This is a genomic window from Kutzneria sp. NPDC052558 (genome assembly GCF_044547355.1).
Classification (GTDB): domain Bacteria; phylum Actinomycetota; class Actinomycetes; order Mycobacteriales; family Pseudonocardiaceae; genus Kutzneria.
Genome location: NZ_JBIUAG010000006.1, coordinates 200,646 through 218,074, shown reverse-complemented (window position 1 = coordinate 218,074; position 17,429 = coordinate 200,646). Strand labels below are relative to the sequence as shown.

Below are 17,429 nucleotides of genomic sequence, written 5' to 3'. Positions count from 1 at the left end.
CCTTCGGATCAGAGAGTTTGAAATGTGCGAGCCGGCCTTTCGTCTTACGTTCACCACATGTGCTGGCTTGAAATCTTTTTAAGCTTAGTGGCTTGGGGGCTGCGAATGAGTAACGGACAGGTCTTAGAGGCGTTGCCGTCCACCGTCGACATCGACGACGGTTACGAGCACATCTTCAAGTCATTCTTCGAGCGCTACGGGATGTGCATGGCGGTGCTCGACCGGCGGCTGCGGGTGCAGATCGCCAACTCCGACCTGCTGGAGCAGCTCGGCGCCGATCCGGCCGAGCTCAACGGCCAGCAGCTGCACGACTACTTCCACCCGTCGGTCCGCACCCACCTGCGCGGCCAGTTCCGCCGGCTCGTGGAGGGCTACCGCACCCGGTTCACCGACCGTGTGGTGGCGATCCCGCTGGGCAAGCCCGCCTTCTCCGGCGAGCTGACCAGCATCGCGGTGCAGACCGACATCGGCCAGATCAGCAACGTCATCACCTTCATCCGGCCGGAGCGGGTGGCCACCGACTCCCAGCGGGCCATCGCTCAGAACAAGAAGCTGCTCAGCAAGCTGGACGCCCGGATCCTGGAGGGCGTGGCGATGGGGACCGGCACCGTGCGGCTGGCCAGCGACCTGTTCCTGTCCCGGCAGGGCGTCGAGTACCACGTGAGCACCATGCTGCGCCGGTTCAAGGTGCCCAACCGGGCGGCGCTGGTGTCGAAGTCCTACTCGATCGGGATCCTGTCGGTGGGCGTCTGGCCGCCGCACGTGCCGGCCGAGTACATCAAATGAGGGTGGCTCTGTTCTTGGGCGGCTCCTGCCAGTCGCGGTTCTCCTTGTGCCAGGCCGCGGTGTCGGCCAGGCCTGCTCGAACGGGACCTGCGGGACGTAGCCGAGCTCGGTGGAGATCTTGGTGATGTCCACCGAGTAGCGGCGGTCGTGGTCCCTGCGGGGTGCCCAACACGTTGGTGCGGATGAACTGCGCGGATCCCTGGATGGAACGGTCCACATGGGACTCGGCCGCGAAGTGGACAACGACGTCCACGCCGGCCATCAGCTTGCCGACCAGCTCCGCGTCGCAGATGTCGCCCCGCACGAAGCGAAACCGGGGATTGTCGTTGACGGGGGCCAGGTTCGCGAGATTGCCGGCGTAGGTCAGCTTGTCCAGCACGACGACCTCGGTGTCGGCGTAGGCCGGGTGGTGACCGCCGAGCGCCTTGCGCACGTAGTCGGACCCGATGAAACCGGCGCCGCCGGTGACCGGGATCTGCATAGTTGGCTCTCTTTGTTGGTGTGCAATGAAGATTCGATATCCACATCGGACAGCCACGCGCGGGTGGCGGTGTCGGCAGTGTGGGCGGACGGGGGATCCGGTCACCGCCGGCTACCAGTCGGGAACTGGGAAAACTCTCACACCGGCTGTGCTCCCGGCCGCCGATGTCGTGAGTCGGACTACCTTTCGCGGCCATGAAGGTACGTGAACTCGCGATCGAGGGCGCGCTCGAATTCAGCCCGACGGTGTTCGCCGACCAGCGCGGCCTGTTCGTCTCCCCGCTCCAGGAACCGGCCTTCTCGGACGCGACCGGCGCGCCCTTCCGGCTGGCCCGGTCCTTCCACAGCACCTCGCGCCGGGGGGTGCTGCGGGGCATCCACTTCACCACCGCGCCGCCCGGCTGCGCCAAGTACATCCACTGCGCCCGGGGCCGGGCGCTGAACTTCGTGGTCGACCTGCGGGAGGGCTCGCCGAGCTTCGGCCGGTGGGACGCCGTCGACCTCGACGAGGTGTCCTACCGGGCCATCTACCTGACCAGCGGCCTCGGCCACGCCTTCGTGGCGCTGGAGGACGACACCGACATGGTTTTCCTGTGCACGGCCCCGTACCGCGCCGACGACGAGCTCTCGGTCAACCCGCTGGACCCGGAGATCGGCCTGCCGGTGCCGGCCGGCCTCGACCCGGTGCGGTCGGACCGGGACACGGTCGCGCCGACGCTGGCCCAGGCGCTGGCCGACGGCCTGCTGCCGAGGTTCGAGGACTGCCGGGTGTGACCGGGCCGCGCGTGGGACTGGATCGGGCCGGATTGTGGGGGTTCGACCAGACTCGGGCCGTCAGCCGCCCGGGACACCGCGCGAGGCGCCGATGATCGCACCCGCTTGACCCAAGCACAGATCGCCGACAAGACGGTAGGTACGGGCAGTGAAGGGAATCATTCTCGCCGGCGGCAGCGGAACGCGCCTGCACCCGGCGACTCTCGGGGTGTCCAAGCAGCTGATGCCCATCTACGACAAGCCGATGGTGTACTACCCGCTGTCGGTGCTCATGCTCGCCGACATCCAGGACATCCTGCTCATCTCGACGCCGACCGACCTGCCGCTGTTCGAGCGCCTGCTCGGCGACGGGTCCGAGCTGGGCCTGAACATCAGCTATGCGGTGCAGCCCAGCCCGGACGGCCTGCCGCAGGCGTTCACCATCGGCGCCGACCACATCGGCGACGACTCGGTCGCGCTGATCCTGGGCGACAACGTCTTCCACGGCCCCGGTTTCTCCGAGCTGCTGGCCAACACCGCGCGCAATCTCGACGGCGCGGTGCTGTTCGGCTACCCGGTGGCCGACCCCGAGCGCTACGGCGTGGGCGAGGTCGACGCCACCGGCAAGCTGATCTCCATCGAGGAGAAGCCGGCCCAGCCCAAGTCCAACCGCGCCATCACCGGGCTGTACTTCTACGACAACGACGTCGTGGACATCGCCCGCAACCTCAAGCCCTCGGCCCGCGGCGAGCTGGAGATCACCGACGTGATCCGCGCCTACCAGGCCCGGGACAAGGTGCACGTGGTCGACCTCGGCCGCGGTTTCGCCTGGCTGGACACGGGCATGCACGACGCGCTGCTGGAGGCCTCGCAGTACGTGCAGACCCTGCAGAACCGGCAGGGCGTGGGCATCGCGTGTCTCGAGGAGATCGCGATGCGGATGGGCTTCATCAGCGCCGACGAGTGCTACCGGCTGGGCGAGAAGCTGGCCAAGTCCGGGTACGGCAAGTACCTGATGACCGTGGCCGCCGCAGGCGCCTGAGAGAAGGGGGAACCTCCATGGCGGGCAAGCACATCGCGGTGTTCAACTTCCCCGCGCACGGGCACGTCAACCCGTCGCTGCCGGTGGTCGCCGAGTTGGTGCGCCGGGGGCACCGGGTCACCTACTTCGTGCCGGAGAACTACCACGAGGCGGTGGCCGCGACCGGCGCGACCCCGGTCGCCTACGTCTCGTCCGCGCCGGTCGACTGGTCGACCGAGCGGATCCCGGCCGTGATGACGCCGGAGGTCGTCTACAAGGCGCTGCGGTTCCAGGTGGACGAGGGCTTCGCCCCGCTGTCGGTGGCCGAGCGGCGGCTGGCCGACGACCGGCCGGACCTGATCATCTACGACCAGGTCGCCATGCACGCCGGCAAGCTGTTGGCCCGCAAGTGGAACGTGCCGGCGGTGATGGCCTGCACGACGTTCGCGGCCAACGAGCTGTACTCGCCGTACGCGAGCATGTCGGCCGACTTCCCGGTGGACATCGACCCGAACCACCCGGACCTGGCCGAGATGGCCAAGATCACGCCGGCCACGCTGGCCGAGCACGACGTGCCGATCGAGGAGTTCGCCGCCCGCAACGAAAAGGCCGTGCTGGTCTACCTGCCGCGGTCGTTCCAGCTGGGGCAGGAGCACTTCGACGACAGCTACGCGTTTGTCGGCCCGGCGCTGGACGAGGGCGGCCGGCACGACGACACCGACTGGACGCCGCCGACCGACGGCCGCCCGCTGCTGCTGATCACCATGGGCAGCCACGACTACGAGAACCGGTTGCAGTTCTACCGGGACTGCGTCACCGCCTTCGCCGATTCCCCGTGGCACGTGGTGATGGCCGTCGGCAAGCGGATCGACGTCGCCGACCTGGGCCCGCTGCCGGCGCACTTCGAGGTCCACTCGTGGATCCCGCAGCCGGAGATCCTCAAGCACGCCAAGGCATTCCTCGCTCACGGCGGCATGGGAAGCGTGATGGAGGCGCTGAGCAACGGGGTCGCGCCGGTCGTGCTGCCCAAGCTCGCGGAGCAGGGTCTGATCGCCGACCAGGTGGTGGCGCTCGGCGTCGGCCGCAAGATCGCGCCGACCGAGGTCACGCCGGCCCGGCTGCGCGCGGCGGTCGACGAGCTGGCCGCCGACGAGTTGGCCCAGCAGCGGGCCAAGCAGCTGAGCGCGGACATCCGTGCCGCCGGCGGCGCGCCCGCGGCGGCCGATGCGGTCGAGGCGGTGTTGCCATGAGCGATTCCCGGCGACTGCACGTCGCTTTCCTGCCTTACCCGGCGCACGGGCACACCCCGCCGATGCTGCCCCTGGTCGCGGAGATGGTCCGCCGCGGCCACCGGGTCACGTGCTTCACCTCGCCGGCCTTCCAGGAGCGGGTCGAGGCCACCGGCGCCCGGGCCGTGCTCTACGGGGCCGAGCTGGAGACCCGGCCGGCCAAGGACTGGTTCACCGTCGACGAGGTGTGCTGGATGATGACCGACCTGGTGAACAACACCATGGCGGTCGCGCCCGGCATCGACGCCGAGTTCGCGCGGGACTGGCCCGACGTCATCGCCTACGACACCACCCTGTGGGCGCCGGGCCGGTTCACCACCTGGCGGGCCCGCGAGAACGTGGTCCAGATGATCGCCACCTTCGCGTCCAACGAGCACTTCTCGATGGCCGCCGACGGCGGCAAGGTGGCCGGCGAGGGCGGCACCGAGGTCGGCGAGATCGACCCCGACCACCCCGGCCTGGTCGAGCTGGGCCGCCTGCTGGACAAGCACTCCAGCCACTACGGCGTGCCGGCGGACGCGATCGACGGGCTGCTGGAGGGCTTCGACGAGTTCAGCCTGGTCTTCGTGCCCCGGGAGCTCCAGCCGGCCGGCGACACCTTCGGCGACAGCCACGTCTTCGTCGGCTCCCTGCTCAGCGAGTCGTCGACCGACCAGGGCTGGCGGCCGCCGGACAACGGCCGGCCGGTGGTGCTGGTGTCGCTGGGCACCACGGTCAACCGTGGCCCGGAGTTCTTCCAGGACACCATGCGGGCCATGGCCGACCTGCCGTGGCACGTGGTGATGACCATGGGCAACAAGGTGAATCCCGACGAGCTGGGCGAGCTGCCCGACAACGTCGAGGTGCACCAGTGGATTCCGCTCGACGACGTGCTGCGGCACGCGAGCCTGATGGTGTGCCAGGGCGGCATGGGCACCGTGTTGCAGTCGCTGTGGCACGGCGTGCCGATGATCGTGGTGCCCCATCACGGCGAGCAGAAGCTCAACGCCGACCGGCTCGACCAGCTCGGCCTAGCCCGGGTGCTGTCCCAGGAACAGGTGAGCCCGCAGGCGTTGCGTGAGCTCGCGCTGGAGCTGGTCGACGACACCGAGCTGCACGGCCGGGTGGCGGCGATGCGCGATGTCGTGCGCGACAGCGGCGGTGTCCGGCTGGCCGCCGACACCCTCGAAGCCCGCGCCAAGGGAGGGCGATGATGGACGAACCGATGTACGGGCTGCCCACCGAGCGCGTCACTCCGTTCGATCCGCCCGAGGTCTACCGGGAACTGCGGGAACGGGGTTGCCCCGTCAGCAGGATGCGGATGCCGGTCAGCCTGGACGGGCAGGACGGCTGGCTGGTGACCAGCCTCGAGCACGCGCGCGAGGTGCTGGCCGACAACCGGTTCAGCCACCGCAAGGAACTGGTCTCGCTGGCCATCCCGTCGCCGGTTCCGTTGGGGGACGGCAAGTACGAGCCGACCCCGGCCGCGCCCGGCGCGTTCATCGCCATGGACCCGCCCGAGCACGGCCGCTACCGGCGCATGCTCACCGGCCACTTCACCGTGCGCCGGGTGCGGGAGCTCGAACCGCTGATGGAGCGGGTGGCCGGCCGCTACCTGGACGAGATGGCCGCCGCCGGCGGCCCGGTGGACCTGGTCTCCGCCTTCGCCCACCCGTTCCCCATCGACATGATGTGCGAGCTGGTCGGGGTGCCGGAGTGGGCGCGCCAGCCCGCGGTCGACCACCTGGCCATGGTGGCGCGCACCTCGTACACCATGGACGAGATCATGGCGGCCATCATCGAGCTGCCGGTGATCCTGACCAAGCTGGTCGAGGACGCCAAGGCCGCGCCGGCCGGCGACGACATGCTCAGCGCGCTGGTGCGGCTGCCGGACGTGACCGACGAGGAACTGGTCAGTCTGTTGTGGACGGTGCTCGGCGGCGGCTTCGACACCAGCGGCAACATGCTGGCGCTGGGGGTGTTCGCGCTGCTGGAGCACCCCGACCAGCTGGCCAGGCTCCAAGCCGAGCCGGAGCTGCTGGACAACGCCGTCGAGGAGCTGCTGCGCTACCTGACGATCTCCCAGTTCGGGGCCAGCCGGGCGGCGCTGGAGGACGTGGAGATCGGCGGGCAGCTGATCAAGAAGGGCCAGACCGTGGCGGTGGGCCTGCCGGCCGCCAACCGCGACCCCGACAAGTTCCCGGACCCCGACCGGCTCGACATCTGCCGGTCCACCCAGGGGCACGTCGCCTTCGGGCACGGCGTGCACCAGTGCCTGGGCCAGAACCTGGCCCGGATGACGCTGAAGGTCGGCTACCGCATGCTGTTCGAGCGTTTCCCCACGCTGCGCCTGGCCACGCCGGCCAGCGAGGTGCCCACCGGCGGCGACCTCGTGCACTACGGGGTGCACAAGCTGATGGTCACCTGGGACTCGTGACCATGCCTCGTCTGTAGTGATCCTGCTAGAGCCCACCTTCACGCCGGCCCCGCACCAGTGGGGCCGGCGTGATACTGCGGCCATGCCAGCGTTGCCGCCCTGCCCTCCCTGTTCCCGCGTTTGTGTCGGTGGCGAGAAGGCCACGTTCGCACCGGCTGCCCCAAGGAGCTGACTTCAGATGGAGAACGAGCAGAAACTCCGTGACTACCTGAAGCGGGTCACGGCCGAACTGGGCCAGGTTCGGCGGCAGCTGCGGGAGAGCGAGAACAGGCAGAACGAGCCGATCGCCATCGTGTCGATGAGCTGCCGGCTGCCCGGCGGCGTGACGACTCCGGAACAGGCGTGGCAGCTGCTGGTCGACGAGCGCGACACGGTCGGGGAGTGCCCGACCGACCGGGGCTGGGACATCGAGGGCCTCTACGACCCCGACCCCGAGCACATCGGCACCACCTACACCCTGGCCGGCTCCTTCCTCGACGACGCGGCCGGGTTCGACGCGGACTTCTTCGGCTCCTCGCCGCGGGAGGCGCTGGCGATGGACCCGCAGCAGCGGGTGCTGCTCGAAGCCACCTGGGAGGCGTTCGAGCGGGCCGGGCTGGTGCCGGCCGAGCTGCGCGGCAGCCGGACGGGCGTGTTCGTGGGCGTCAGCGACCAGGCCTACGGCAGCGGGGAGGTGGCCGACCGGGACAGCGTGGAAGGGCATCTGCTGCTGGGCACCAGCATCGCGGCCGTGGCCGGCCGGGTCGCCTACAGCTTCGGCCTCGAGGGGCCGACGATGACCGTGGACACGATGTGCTCCTCGGCGCTGGTCGCCGCGCACACGGCGGCGCAGGCGTTGCGCCGTAACGAATGCACGCTCGCGGTGGTGGCCGGGGTCACGGTCATGGGCTCGCCGCGCAACTTCATCGAGTTCAGCCGGCAGCGGGGCCTGGCGGCCGACGGCCGCTGCAAGCCGTTCTCGGCCGACGCCGACGGCACCGGCTGGGGCGAGGGCGTCGGCGTCCTGGTGCTGGAACGGCTTTCCGACGCGCAGCGCAACGGGCACAAGGTGCTGGCCGTGATGCGGGGCAGCGCGGTCAACTCCGACGGCGCGTCCAACGGCCTGACCGCGCCCAACGGCCCGTCGCAGCGGCGGCTGATCCGGCAGGCGCTGGCCGACGCCAAGCTGACCGGCGCGCAGATCGACGTCGTCGAGGCGCACGGCACGGGCACCACACTGGGCGACCCGATCGAGGCGCAGGCGCTGCTGGCGACCTACGGCCAGGACCACAGCGAGGAAAGGCCGCTGTGGCTGGGCACCATCAAGTCGAACATCGGGCACACCCAGGCCGCCTCGGGCGCGGCCGGGATCATCAAGATGGTGCTGGCGATGCAGCGCGGGGTGCTGCCCAAGTCGCTGCACTCCGAGGAACCGACCCCGCACGTCGACTGGTCGGCCGGCCACGTGCAGCTGGTGACCGAGTCGATGGCGTGGCCGGCCGACGGCGAGGAGCCGCGGCGGTCCGCCGTGTCGTCCTTCGGCGGCAGCGGCACCAACGCGCACGTGATCCTCGAACAGGCGCCCGCCGTGACCGAGGAGGAGCCGGCCCGCACGCCGACGACGCGGGTGGTTCCCCTTGTCCTGTCCGGCAAGTCGCCGGAAGCGGTGGCGGAGCAGGCTTCGCGGCTGACGGGCGTGGACGCCGACCCGGTCGATGTCGCCTTCACGCTCGCGACCCTTCGGTCCGCCTTCGACTTCAGCTCGGTCGTGCTCAGCGACGCCGTGTCCGAGGGCCTGGCGGCGATCGCCTCTGGCGAGAGCCGTCCCGTGGTCCGGTTGACCGGGCAGACCGCGTTCGCCTTCACTGGCCAGGGCGCGCAGCGGGTCGGCATGGGGCGCGAGTTGCACGCCACGTTTCCGGCGTTCGCCGCCGCGTGGGACGAGGTGGTGGCCCACCTGGACCCGAAGCTGGCCGATGTCGTGTGGGGCACGGACCAGGCAGTGTTGAACCAGACGGCTTTCGCGCAGCCGGCGCTGTTCGCCTTCGAGGTGGCGCTGTTCCGGTTGCTGGAGTCGTGGGGCGTCAAGCCCGACTTCGTCTTCGGGCACTCGGTCGGCGAACTCGCCGCCGCGCACGTGGCCGGCGTTCTGTCCATTGAGGACGCTTGCGCGCTGGTGTCGGCTCGGGGTCGGCTGATGCAGGCGCTGCCCGAGGGCGGCGCGATGGTGGCGGTGCAGGCGGCCGAGGCCGATGTGCTGCCATACCTGACCGACCGGGTGTCGATCGCCGCGGTCAACGGCCCGGATGCCGTGGTGCTGTCCGGCGACGAAGAGGCCGTGCTGGCCGTGGCGGCCCGGTTCGAGAAGACCAAGCGGCTCCAGGTTTCGCACGCGTTCCACTCGCCGCTGATGGAGCCGATGCTGGCCGAGTTCCGCCAGGTCGCCGAGGGGCTTTCCTTCAGCGAACCGCGAATCCCGGTGGTGACGACCTCCGCCGGCGGCGGGCGCTGGACCGAACCGGAGTACTGGGTTCGACACGTGCGCGAGGCGGTTCGCTTCGCCGACGGCGTGCGGGAGCTCGAAGACGCCGAGGCCACCCGGATCATCGAGATCGGGCCGGACGCCGTCCTGTCGGGGATGGCCGCTTCGTGCGCGCGTGCGGCTTCAGTTGTTGCCATGCAACGGCGTGAGCGTTCGCAGGAGCGTGAGCTGGTCGCCGGCCTGGCCCGGGCGTTCGCCCTCGGCGTGGACGTCGACTGGACGGCCTTCTTCACCGGCATCGACGCCCGGCCGGCCGACCTGCCGACGTATGCCTTCCAGCACCAGAGCTTCTGGCTGGCCACGGGCAGCAAGGCCGGCGACGTTCGGTCGGCGGGTCTGGAGTCGACCGGGCACCAGCTGCTGGGCGCGGCCCTGGACCGGCCGGAGGTCGGCGGGATCGTGCTGACCGGCCGGCTGTCGGTGGATGCCACGCCGTGGCTGGCCGATCACGTGATCGGCAGCACGAAGTTGTTCCCCGGCACGGGTTTCGTCGAGCTGGCGCTGTGGGCCGGCGACCAGGTCGGCTGCGACGTGGTCGAGGAGCTGACGTTGCAGGCGCCGCTGGTGCTGCCCGATCGGGGCGGCGTGGCGGTCCAGGTCGTGGTCGACGAGTCGAACCAGGCCGCGGTGTACTCGCGGGCCGAGGGCTCCGACGAGTCGTGGATCCGGCACGCCACGGCGGTTCTCGGCACCGGATCGGCCGAGTCGTTCGAGCTGACGGAGTGGCCGCCGGCCGGGGCGCAGCCGGTGGACCTGACCGGCTGGTACGACCGGGCGGCCGAGGTCGGCGCGGTGTTCGGCCCGGTTTTCCGGGGCATGCGGGCGGCGTGGACGGTTGGCGAGGAGGTGTTCGCCGAGGTCGCGCTGCCGGAGGGCACCGAGGTCGACGGCCTCGGGGTGCATCCGGCGCTGCTGGACGCCGCCCTGCACGCCTTCCGCCTGACGCGGCCGGACACCGAGCGGGCGGCGATCCCGTTCGCCTGGGAATCGGTTTCGTTGCACGCCACCGGCGCTTCCGCGCTGCGGGTGCGGCTCAAGCCGACCGGCGACGGCACGGCCATGCTGTGGGCGGCCGACCCGACCGGTGCGCCGGTGGTGTCGGTGGAATCGTTGGCGTTGCGGCAGGTTGACACCGACGAGGTCGGCGCGCGGCGGTCGGGTGACTCGCTGTTCGCCGTCGAGTGGGCGCCGGTCACGGACACGGCCGAGGCCGTGGCCCCGGAGCACACGGTGTTCGAGCCGGACGTGACCTCGGTCCGCACGGCCACGTATGCGACGTTGGCGCGGTTGCAGGCCGGCGAGCCGGTGGTCGTGGTGACCCGCGGCGATCTCCCCGGCGCGGCGGTGGCCGGCCTGGTCCGGTCGGCCCAGCTGGAGAACCCGGACCGGTTCGTGCTGGTGGACGCCGAGCCGGGGGTGGACGTCGAGGCGTTGCTGCCGCGGATCATCGGCTCCGGCCGGTCGGAACTGCGGGTGCGGGACGGCGAGCTGTTGGCGGCCCGGCTGGCCCGGGTGGCGGTGCCGGAGCCGGCGGCGGTGTTCGACGGCCCGGTGCTGGTCACCGGCGGCACCGGTGGCTTGGGCGCGCAGCTGGCTCGTCACCTGGTTGTGGCGCACGGGGTTCGCGACCTGGTGCTGACCAGCCGTCGCGGCCCGGACGCGCCCGGTGCGTCCACTGTGGAGCGTGAGCTGACCGAGCTCGGCGCGACGGTGAAGATCGTCGCCTGCGACGCGGCCGACCGGGACCAGCTGGCGGCGGTGATTCGCCCCGACCTGGCCGCGGTGGTGCACGTTGCCGGCGTCATCGACGACGGTGTGCTGTCCGCGCTGACGCCGGACCGGCTGGACACGGTGTTCCGGCCGAAGGTGGACGCGGCCTGGAACCTGCACGAGCTCACCAAGGACCTGAACCTCAAGGCGTTTGTGCTGTTCTCCTCGGCGACCGGGGTCATCGGCAACGCCGGCCAGGCCAACTACGGCGCGGCCAACGCCTACCTCGACGGGCTGGCCGAATACCGGCGTTCCCTTGGCCTGCCTGCGGTTTCGCTGGCCTGGGGCATGTGGGACGGCGGCATGGCCGACACCGTCGACACCGCGCGGATCAACCGCGGCGGCGTGTTGGGCCTGTCGATCGAGCAGGGCCTGGCCCTGTTCGACGCCGCGACCGGCAGCGAACACGCCGCGCTGGTGCCGATTCGCCTGGACGTCAAGGCGTTGAACGACCTCGGCCCCGACCGGGTGCCGGCGATGCTGCGTGGTCTGGTCCGAGCCCGGCGGCGGGTCGCCGGGCAGGCGGCCGCCGGCGCGCTGGCCGCGCGGCTGACCGGCGTCCCCGTCGACGAGCGCCTGGCCGTCGTGCTGGGTGTCGTGCGGCAGGAGGCGGCGACGGTCCTCGGCCACGCCGGCCCGGAGGCGATCGCTCCGGAGCGGGCGTTCACCGAGCTGGGCTTCGATTCCCTGCTGGCGGTGGAGTTCCGCAACGGGTTGAGCGAGCGGGTCGGCGCGCGGCTGCCGGCGACGCTGGTGTTCGACTACCCGACCCCGGCCGTGCTGGCCGAGCACCTGCTGGCCGAGGTGGTCGGGGACAGTCCGGCCGAGGCCAAGGCCGTGCGGGCCAAAGTGTCCTCGGACGAGCCGATCGCGATCGTCGGCATGGCCTGCCGCTACCCGGGCGGTGTCAGCTCGCCCGAGGACCTGTGGCGGCTGGTCGCCGACGGCGTGGACGCGGTGTCGCTGTTCCCCGGCGACCGCGGCTGGGGCGTCGAGGGCAGCTACGACCCGACCGGCGAGCGGCCCGGCACCACGTACACCCGTGAGGGCGGCTTCCTGCACGACGCCGCGATGTTCGACCCGGGCCTGTTCTCGATCAGCCCCCGCGAGGCGATCACCATGGACCCGCAGCAGCGGTTGCTGCTGGAGACGGCGTGGGAGACGTTCGAGCGGGCCGGTATCGACCCGAAGTCGTTGCGGGGCAGTGACACCGGTGTGTTCGCCGGCCTGATGTACCACGAGTACGAGGGCAACCAGAACACGGGTTCGATCGCCTCCGGCCGCGTGTCGTACACCTTCGGTCTGGAAGGGCCGGCGGTCACGGTCGACACGGCGTGCTCGTCTTCGCTGGTGGCCATGCACCTTGCCGCGCAGTCGCTGCGCTCGGGCGAGTCCTCGCTGGCGCTGGCCGGTGGTGTGACCGTGATGCCGACGCCGGACATGTTCATCGAGTTCAGCCGGCAGAGCGGCCTCGCCAACGACAGCCGGTGCAAGTCCTTCGCCGACGCGGCCAACGGCACGGGCTGGTCCGAGGGCGTCGGCCTGCTGCTGCTGGAGCGGCTGTCGGACGCCAAGCGGAACGGCCACCGGGTGCTGGCCCTGATCAGGGGTTCCGCGGTCAATCAGGACGGTGCTTCCAACGGTCTGACGGCCCCGAACGGCCCGTCGCAGCAGCGGGTGATCCGCCGGGCGCTGGCTTCCGCTGGGTTGGATGTGTCCGATGTGGACGCCGTTGAGGCGCATGGCACCGGCACGCGGCTGGGCGACCCGATCGAGGCGCAGGCGATTCTGGCCACCTACGGTCAGGACCGCGACGAGCCGCTGTGGTTGGGGTCGATCAAGTCCAACATCGGCCACACTCAGGCTGCGGCCGGTGTTGCCGGTGTGATCAAGATGGTCATGGCCATGCGGCACGGTGTGCTGCCGCGGACCTTGCACGTCGACACGCCCAGCACGCACGTGGACTGGACCGAGGGTGCGGTTGAGCTGCTGACCGAGCAGCGGGCGTGGCCGGAGACCGGTCGTCCGCGCCGGGCCGGCATCTCGTCGTTCGGTGTGAGCGGCACCAATGCGCACGTGATCATCGAGCAGGCCCCGGCGGTCAAGGAGACGGCCGTTGAGCGCTCGGCCTTCGCGCCGCTGGTGCTGTCCGGTGCGACCAAGGAGGCCCTGCGCGGCCAGGCCGCTCGACTCGCATCCATTGTGGACGGTGAGGAGCTGGCGGACGTCGCCTACTCGCTGGTGAAGACGCGGACGTCGTTCGAGCACCGCGCCGTGGTGTTCAGTGCCGACGCGCTGCGCGCCTTCGCCGAGGGCCGGCCCGCGCCGGGGGTGGTGACCGGCGCAGCCGTGGATGGCCTGACGGCGTTCATGTTCTCCGGTCAGGGGTCGCAGCGAGTGGGCATGGGGCGCGAGCTGTACGCGGCCTTCCCGGTGTTCGCCGAGGCGCTGGACGCGGTGTTGGCCCACCTGGATGGGGATCTTCGCGGCGCGATGTTCGACGGCACCGCTGACCTGAGCCAGACCGGCTACACGCAGCCGGCTTTGTTCGCCATCGAGGTTGCCCTGTTCCGTCTGCTGGAGTCGTGGGGCGTCAAGCCGGACTTCCTGGTGGGGCACTCGATCGGCGAGTTGGCGGCCGCACATGTCGCTGGCGTACTGAGCCTTGCGGATGCGTGCCGGCTGGTGACCGCCCGTGGTCGTCTGATGCAGGCGCTGCCCGAGGGCGGCGCGATGGTGGCCGTCCAGGGCACTGAGGCCGAGGTTCTGCCGTACCTGTCCGAGAAGGTGTCCATCGCCGCGATCAACGGGCCGGACTCGGTCGTCGTCTCCGGCGACGAGGACGCGGTGCTGGCGGTGGCCGCGAGGTTCGAGAAGACCAAGCGGCTCAAGGTTTCGCACGCTTTCCACTCGCCGCTGATGGACCCGATGCTCGACGAGTTCCGTGCGATCGCCGAGGGCATCAGCTACGCCCAGCCTCGGATTTCCGTGGTGTCGAACCTGACCGGCGAGCTGGTCGCCGAGTTCGACGCCGAGTACTGGGTGCGGCACGTGCGTGAGGCCGTGCGGTTCCACGACGGCGTGACCACGTTGCGGGCTCAGGGCGTGACCACCTTCCTGGAGGTCGGGCCGGACGGCGTCCTGGCGGCCATGGCCGAGGGTTCCGTCGCGCTGCTGCGCCGCGACCGTGACGAGGTCGAGGCGGCCACCGCCGCGCTGGCCGGGCTGCACGTCCGCGGGATCAAGGTCGACTGGCTCAAGCTGATCTCCGGCCGGCTGATCGACCTGCCGACCTACGCGTTCCAGCGCGAGCGCTTCTGGATCAACGCCAAGCCGGTTGGCCGGTCCACTGTGGACAACTGGCACTACGGCCTGACCTGGACCCCGGTCAACAGCGCCCCAAGTGCCCCGGTGTCGGGCGCCTGGGTGCTGGCGGTGCCGGAGCACGAGCTGGACAGCGGCGTGGTCGGCTCGGTCGCCAAGCAGCTGCGCGAGCGGCTCGGCGAGGTAGTCCCGCTCGTCGTCGGCGACGTCGACCGCGAGACCCTGGCCGGCCGGCTGGCTGAGCTGCCGGGCGAGGTGACCGGCGTGATCTCCTTGCTGGCCCTGGACGACCAGGCCGACCCGGACCACCCCGAGGTCTCGGCCGGCGTCGCCCGGACCCTCACCCTGGTGCAGGCCGCCGGCGACGCCGGCCGCACCACCCCGCTGTGGTGCCTGACCCAGGGCGCGGTCGCCGTCGACGACAGCGACCCGCTGAGCAGCCTGCCGCAGGCCGGCATGTGGGGCCTGGGCCGGGTGATCGCGCTGGAGTACCCGCAGCAGTGGGGCGGACTGATCGACCTGCCCGAGGTGCTCGACGACCGGGCGACCGAACGCCTCATCGGCGCGCTGGCCGGCCCCGGCGGCGAGGACCAACTGGCCATTCGCGCCGCCGGCGTGTTCGCCCCGCGCATCACGCTATCCACTGTGGACGGACCCGTGGCCAAGCCGTGGCAGCCGCACGGAACCGTGCTGGTCACCGGCGGCACCGGCGCGCTCGGCGGCCACGTCGCCCGGCAGCTGGCCGGTAGCGGTGCGGAGCACCTGCTGCTGGTCAGCCGGCGTGGTCCGGCCGCCGACGGCGCGGCCGAACTGGAAGCGGAGCTGACCGAGCTCGGTGTGCGGGTGACCGTGGCCGCGTGCGACGTCGCCGACGCGGACGCCGTCCGTGAGCTGCTGGCCTCGATCCCGTCGGAGCAGCCGCTCACCGCGGTCGTGCACACCGCCGGCGTCCTGGCCGACAGCGTGGTGGATGCCTTGACACCGGAGCGTTTTGTCGACGTGCTGCGCTCGAAGGTGACCTCGGCCGAGGTGCTGGACGAGGTGACCCGTGACCTCGACCTGGACGCCTTCGTGCTGTTCAGCTCGCTGTCCGGGGTCGTGGGCACGCCCGGCCAGGGCAACTACGCCGCCGCCAACAGCGCCCTGGACGCGCTGGCCGGACGCCGCCGGGCCGCCGGTCTGCCGGCCGTCTCCATCGCCTGGGGCCCGTGGGCCGGCGGCGGCATGGCCGACGAGGCGATCATGGCCCGACACCGCCGTAGCGGCGTCGTGCCCATGTCCCCGGAACGCGCCGCCGCCGCGATGCGCCTTGCCGTCGATCACGGCCAGGTCCGGCCGATCATCGTCGACGTCGACTGGGAGCGCTTCGTCCCGACCTTCACCGGTCCCCGCACCAGCCACCTGTTCGACGTCGTGCATGAGCCGAGCGGGCCGGCGGTCAGCTCCGACGCCCTACGGGAACGCCTGACCGGACTGGCCCGGCCGGAGCGGATCCGCGTGCTGGAGGACCTGGTCTGCGGCACCGCCGCCGTCGTCCTGGGCCACGCCAGCGCCACCGCCGTCGAGCCCACCCGCGCCTTCCGTGAGCTCGGCTTCGACTCCCTCATGGCCGTCGAACTCCGCAACGGCCTCGGCGCCGCCACGGACCTGTCCCTGCCCGCCACCGTCGTCTTCGACCACGTCACCCCGGCCGCACTGGCCGAACGCCTCCTCGTCGAGCTCTTCCCCGACGAGGCCGGCGACCAGTTCGACGACCTCGAGACCCGGACCCGCAAGGCCCTGGCCGAGATCCCGCTGCAACGACTGCGCGACGCCGGCCTGCTCGACACCCTGCTCACACTGGCCGACCCGGACGCCCAGCCCGCCCCCGCCGGCCAGGCCGATATCGCCGACTCGATCGACGAGATGGACGCCGACAGCCTGATGCGCCTGGTGCAGGGCGACTTCGCCGCGCACCAGCTCTCCGAAGGGAACCAGCCATGACTGAGCCGACGGCGAAGGTCGTCGAAGCGCTCCGGACCGCGGTCAAGCAGATCGAGACGCTGCGCGCGCAGAACCGCGAACTGGTGGACGCGGCGAGGGAACCGATCGCGATCGTGTCCATGGCGTGTCGGTTCCCGGGCGGGGTGCGGACTCCGGAGGACCTGTGGCGGTTGCTGGCCGACGGGACGGACGCCATGTCCGGGTTCCCGACGGACCGGGGCTGGGACCTGGAGACGCTGATCGACTCGGATCCGGACCGGGTCGGGGCCAGTTATGTGGACCAGGGCGGCTTCCTGGACGACGCGGCGGAGTTCGACCCGGGGTTCTTCGGCATCTCGCCGCGCGAGGCGGTGGCGATGGACCCGCAGCAGCGGCTGCTGCTGGCCACGTCGTGGGAGGCGATGGAGCGGGCGGGCATCGACCCGCACTCGCTCAAGGGCGGCCCGGTCGGCGTGTTCACGGGCACCAACGGCCAGGACTATGGCCTGCTCGCGGCGGAGGCCGTCGAGGAGACGGAGGCCTATCAGGCCACCGGCAACAACGCCTCGGTGATGGCCGGCCGGCTCTCCTACACCTTCGGGTTCGAGGGCCCGGCGGTCACGATGGACACGGCGTGCTCGGCGTCGCTGGTGGCGATGCACCTTGCCGCGCAGGCACTTCGGTCCGGCGAATGCTCGCTGGCGCTGGCCGGCGGTGTGACGGTGATGTCCACGCCGACGATCTTCTCGATCTTCTCCCGGCAGCGCGGCTTGTCCAAGGACGGCCGGGTGCGGGCGTTCTCCGACGACACCGACGGCACCGGCTGGGGCGAAGGCGTCGGCATGGTCGTGCTGGAGCGGCTGTCCGACGCCAAGCGCAACGGCCACCCGATTCTGGCCGTGCTCAAGGGATCCGCGGTCAACCAGGACGGCGCGTCCAACGGCCTGACGGCCCCGAACGGCCCGTCGCAGCAGCGGGTCATCCGGCAGGCGCTGAACAACGCCAACCTGTCGGCGTCCGAAGTGGACGTCGTCGAGGCGCACGGCACCGGCACCACCCTGGGCGACCCGATCGAGGCGCAGGCGCTGATCGCGACCTACGGCCGCG

The 17,429-nt window shown here is 71.1% G+C and carries 8 protein-coding genes and 1 pseudogene (1 of these 9 only partly in view); 8 read left to right on the top strand and 1 reads right to left on the bottom strand.

From position 1 onward, the window contains the following. The first annotated feature begins 105 nt into the window (after nucleotides 1–105). Nucleotides 106–786: a LuxR C-terminal-related transcriptional regulator gene (locus tag ACIG5F_RS13360; RefSeq protein ID WP_396517904.1), complete on the top strand. Its 681-nt coding sequence runs from the start codon at nucleotides 106–108 to the stop codon at nucleotides 784–786. A 160-nt stretch (nucleotides 787–946) separates the two neighbouring features. On the opposite strand, the pseudogene ACIG5F_RS13355 reads toward ACIG5F_RS13360, so the two are convergent. Continuing rightward, nucleotides 947–1,267, bottom strand: a pseudogene (locus tag ACIG5F_RS13355) (GDP-mannose 4,6-dehydratase); the annotation flags it as partial. Between the two features lie 194 nt (nucleotides 1,268–1,461). Between ACIG5F_RS13355 and ACIG5F_RS13350 the strand changes: the two are divergent. From ACIG5F_RS13350 to ACIG5F_RS13320, 7 genes are all read left to right on the top strand, one after another. After that, nucleotides 1,462–2,040 carry a dTDP-4-dehydrorhamnose 3,5-epimerase family protein gene (locus tag ACIG5F_RS13350; RefSeq protein WP_396517903.1) on the top strand — a complete coding sequence of 193 codons (579 nt, stop codon included), beginning with the start codon at nucleotides 1,462–1,464 and terminating at the stop codon, nucleotides 2,038–2,040. Nucleotides 2,041–2,188: 148 nt separating this feature from the next. Continuing rightward, complete coding sequence (rfbA, locus tag ACIG5F_RS13345) at nucleotides 2,189–3,061, top strand: glucose-1-phosphate thymidylyltransferase RfbA (protein WP_396517902.1); 873 nt, start codon at nucleotides 2,189–2,191, stop codon at nucleotides 3,059–3,061. A 17-nt stretch (nucleotides 3,062–3,078) separates the two neighbouring features. After that, complete coding sequence (locus ACIG5F_RS13340; protein WP_396517901.1) at nucleotides 3,079–4,290, top strand: macrolide family glycosyltransferase; 1,212 nt, start codon at nucleotides 3,079–3,081, stop codon at nucleotides 4,288–4,290. Beyond that, complete coding sequence (locus ACIG5F_RS13335; RefSeq protein WP_396517900.1) at nucleotides 4,287–5,522, top strand: macrolide family glycosyltransferase; 1,236 nt, start codon at nucleotides 4,287–4,289, stop codon at nucleotides 5,520–5,522. Before ACIG5F_RS13340 ends, ACIG5F_RS13335 begins: the two co-directional genes overlap by 4 nt. Beyond that, nucleotides 5,522–6,745 carry a cytochrome P450 gene (locus tag ACIG5F_RS13330; RefSeq protein WP_396517899.1) on the top strand — a complete coding sequence of 408 codons (1,224 nt, stop codon included), beginning with the start codon at nucleotides 5,522–5,524 and terminating at the stop codon, nucleotides 6,743–6,745. The genes ACIG5F_RS13335 and ACIG5F_RS13330 overlap by 1 nt, the downstream gene beginning before the upstream one ends. Nucleotides 6,746–6,923: 178 nt before the next feature. After that, nucleotides 6,924–16,343 (top strand): SDR family NAD(P)-dependent oxidoreductase, encoded by a 9,420-nt coding sequence (locus tag ACIG5F_RS13325; protein WP_396517898.1) that lies wholly within the window; start codon nucleotides 6,924–6,926, stop codon nucleotides 16,341–16,343. After that, nucleotides 16,340–17,429, top strand: partial view of a type I polyketide synthase gene (locus ACIG5F_RS13320; protein ID WP_396517897.1) — the 5' portion only. 21,455 nt of this gene lie beyond the right edge of the window; the window shows 1,090 of its 22,545 coding nt (coding positions 1–1,090); its start codon is at nucleotides 16,340–16,342; its stop codon lies off the right edge, out of view. The genes ACIG5F_RS13325 and ACIG5F_RS13320 overlap by 4 nt, the downstream gene beginning before the upstream one ends.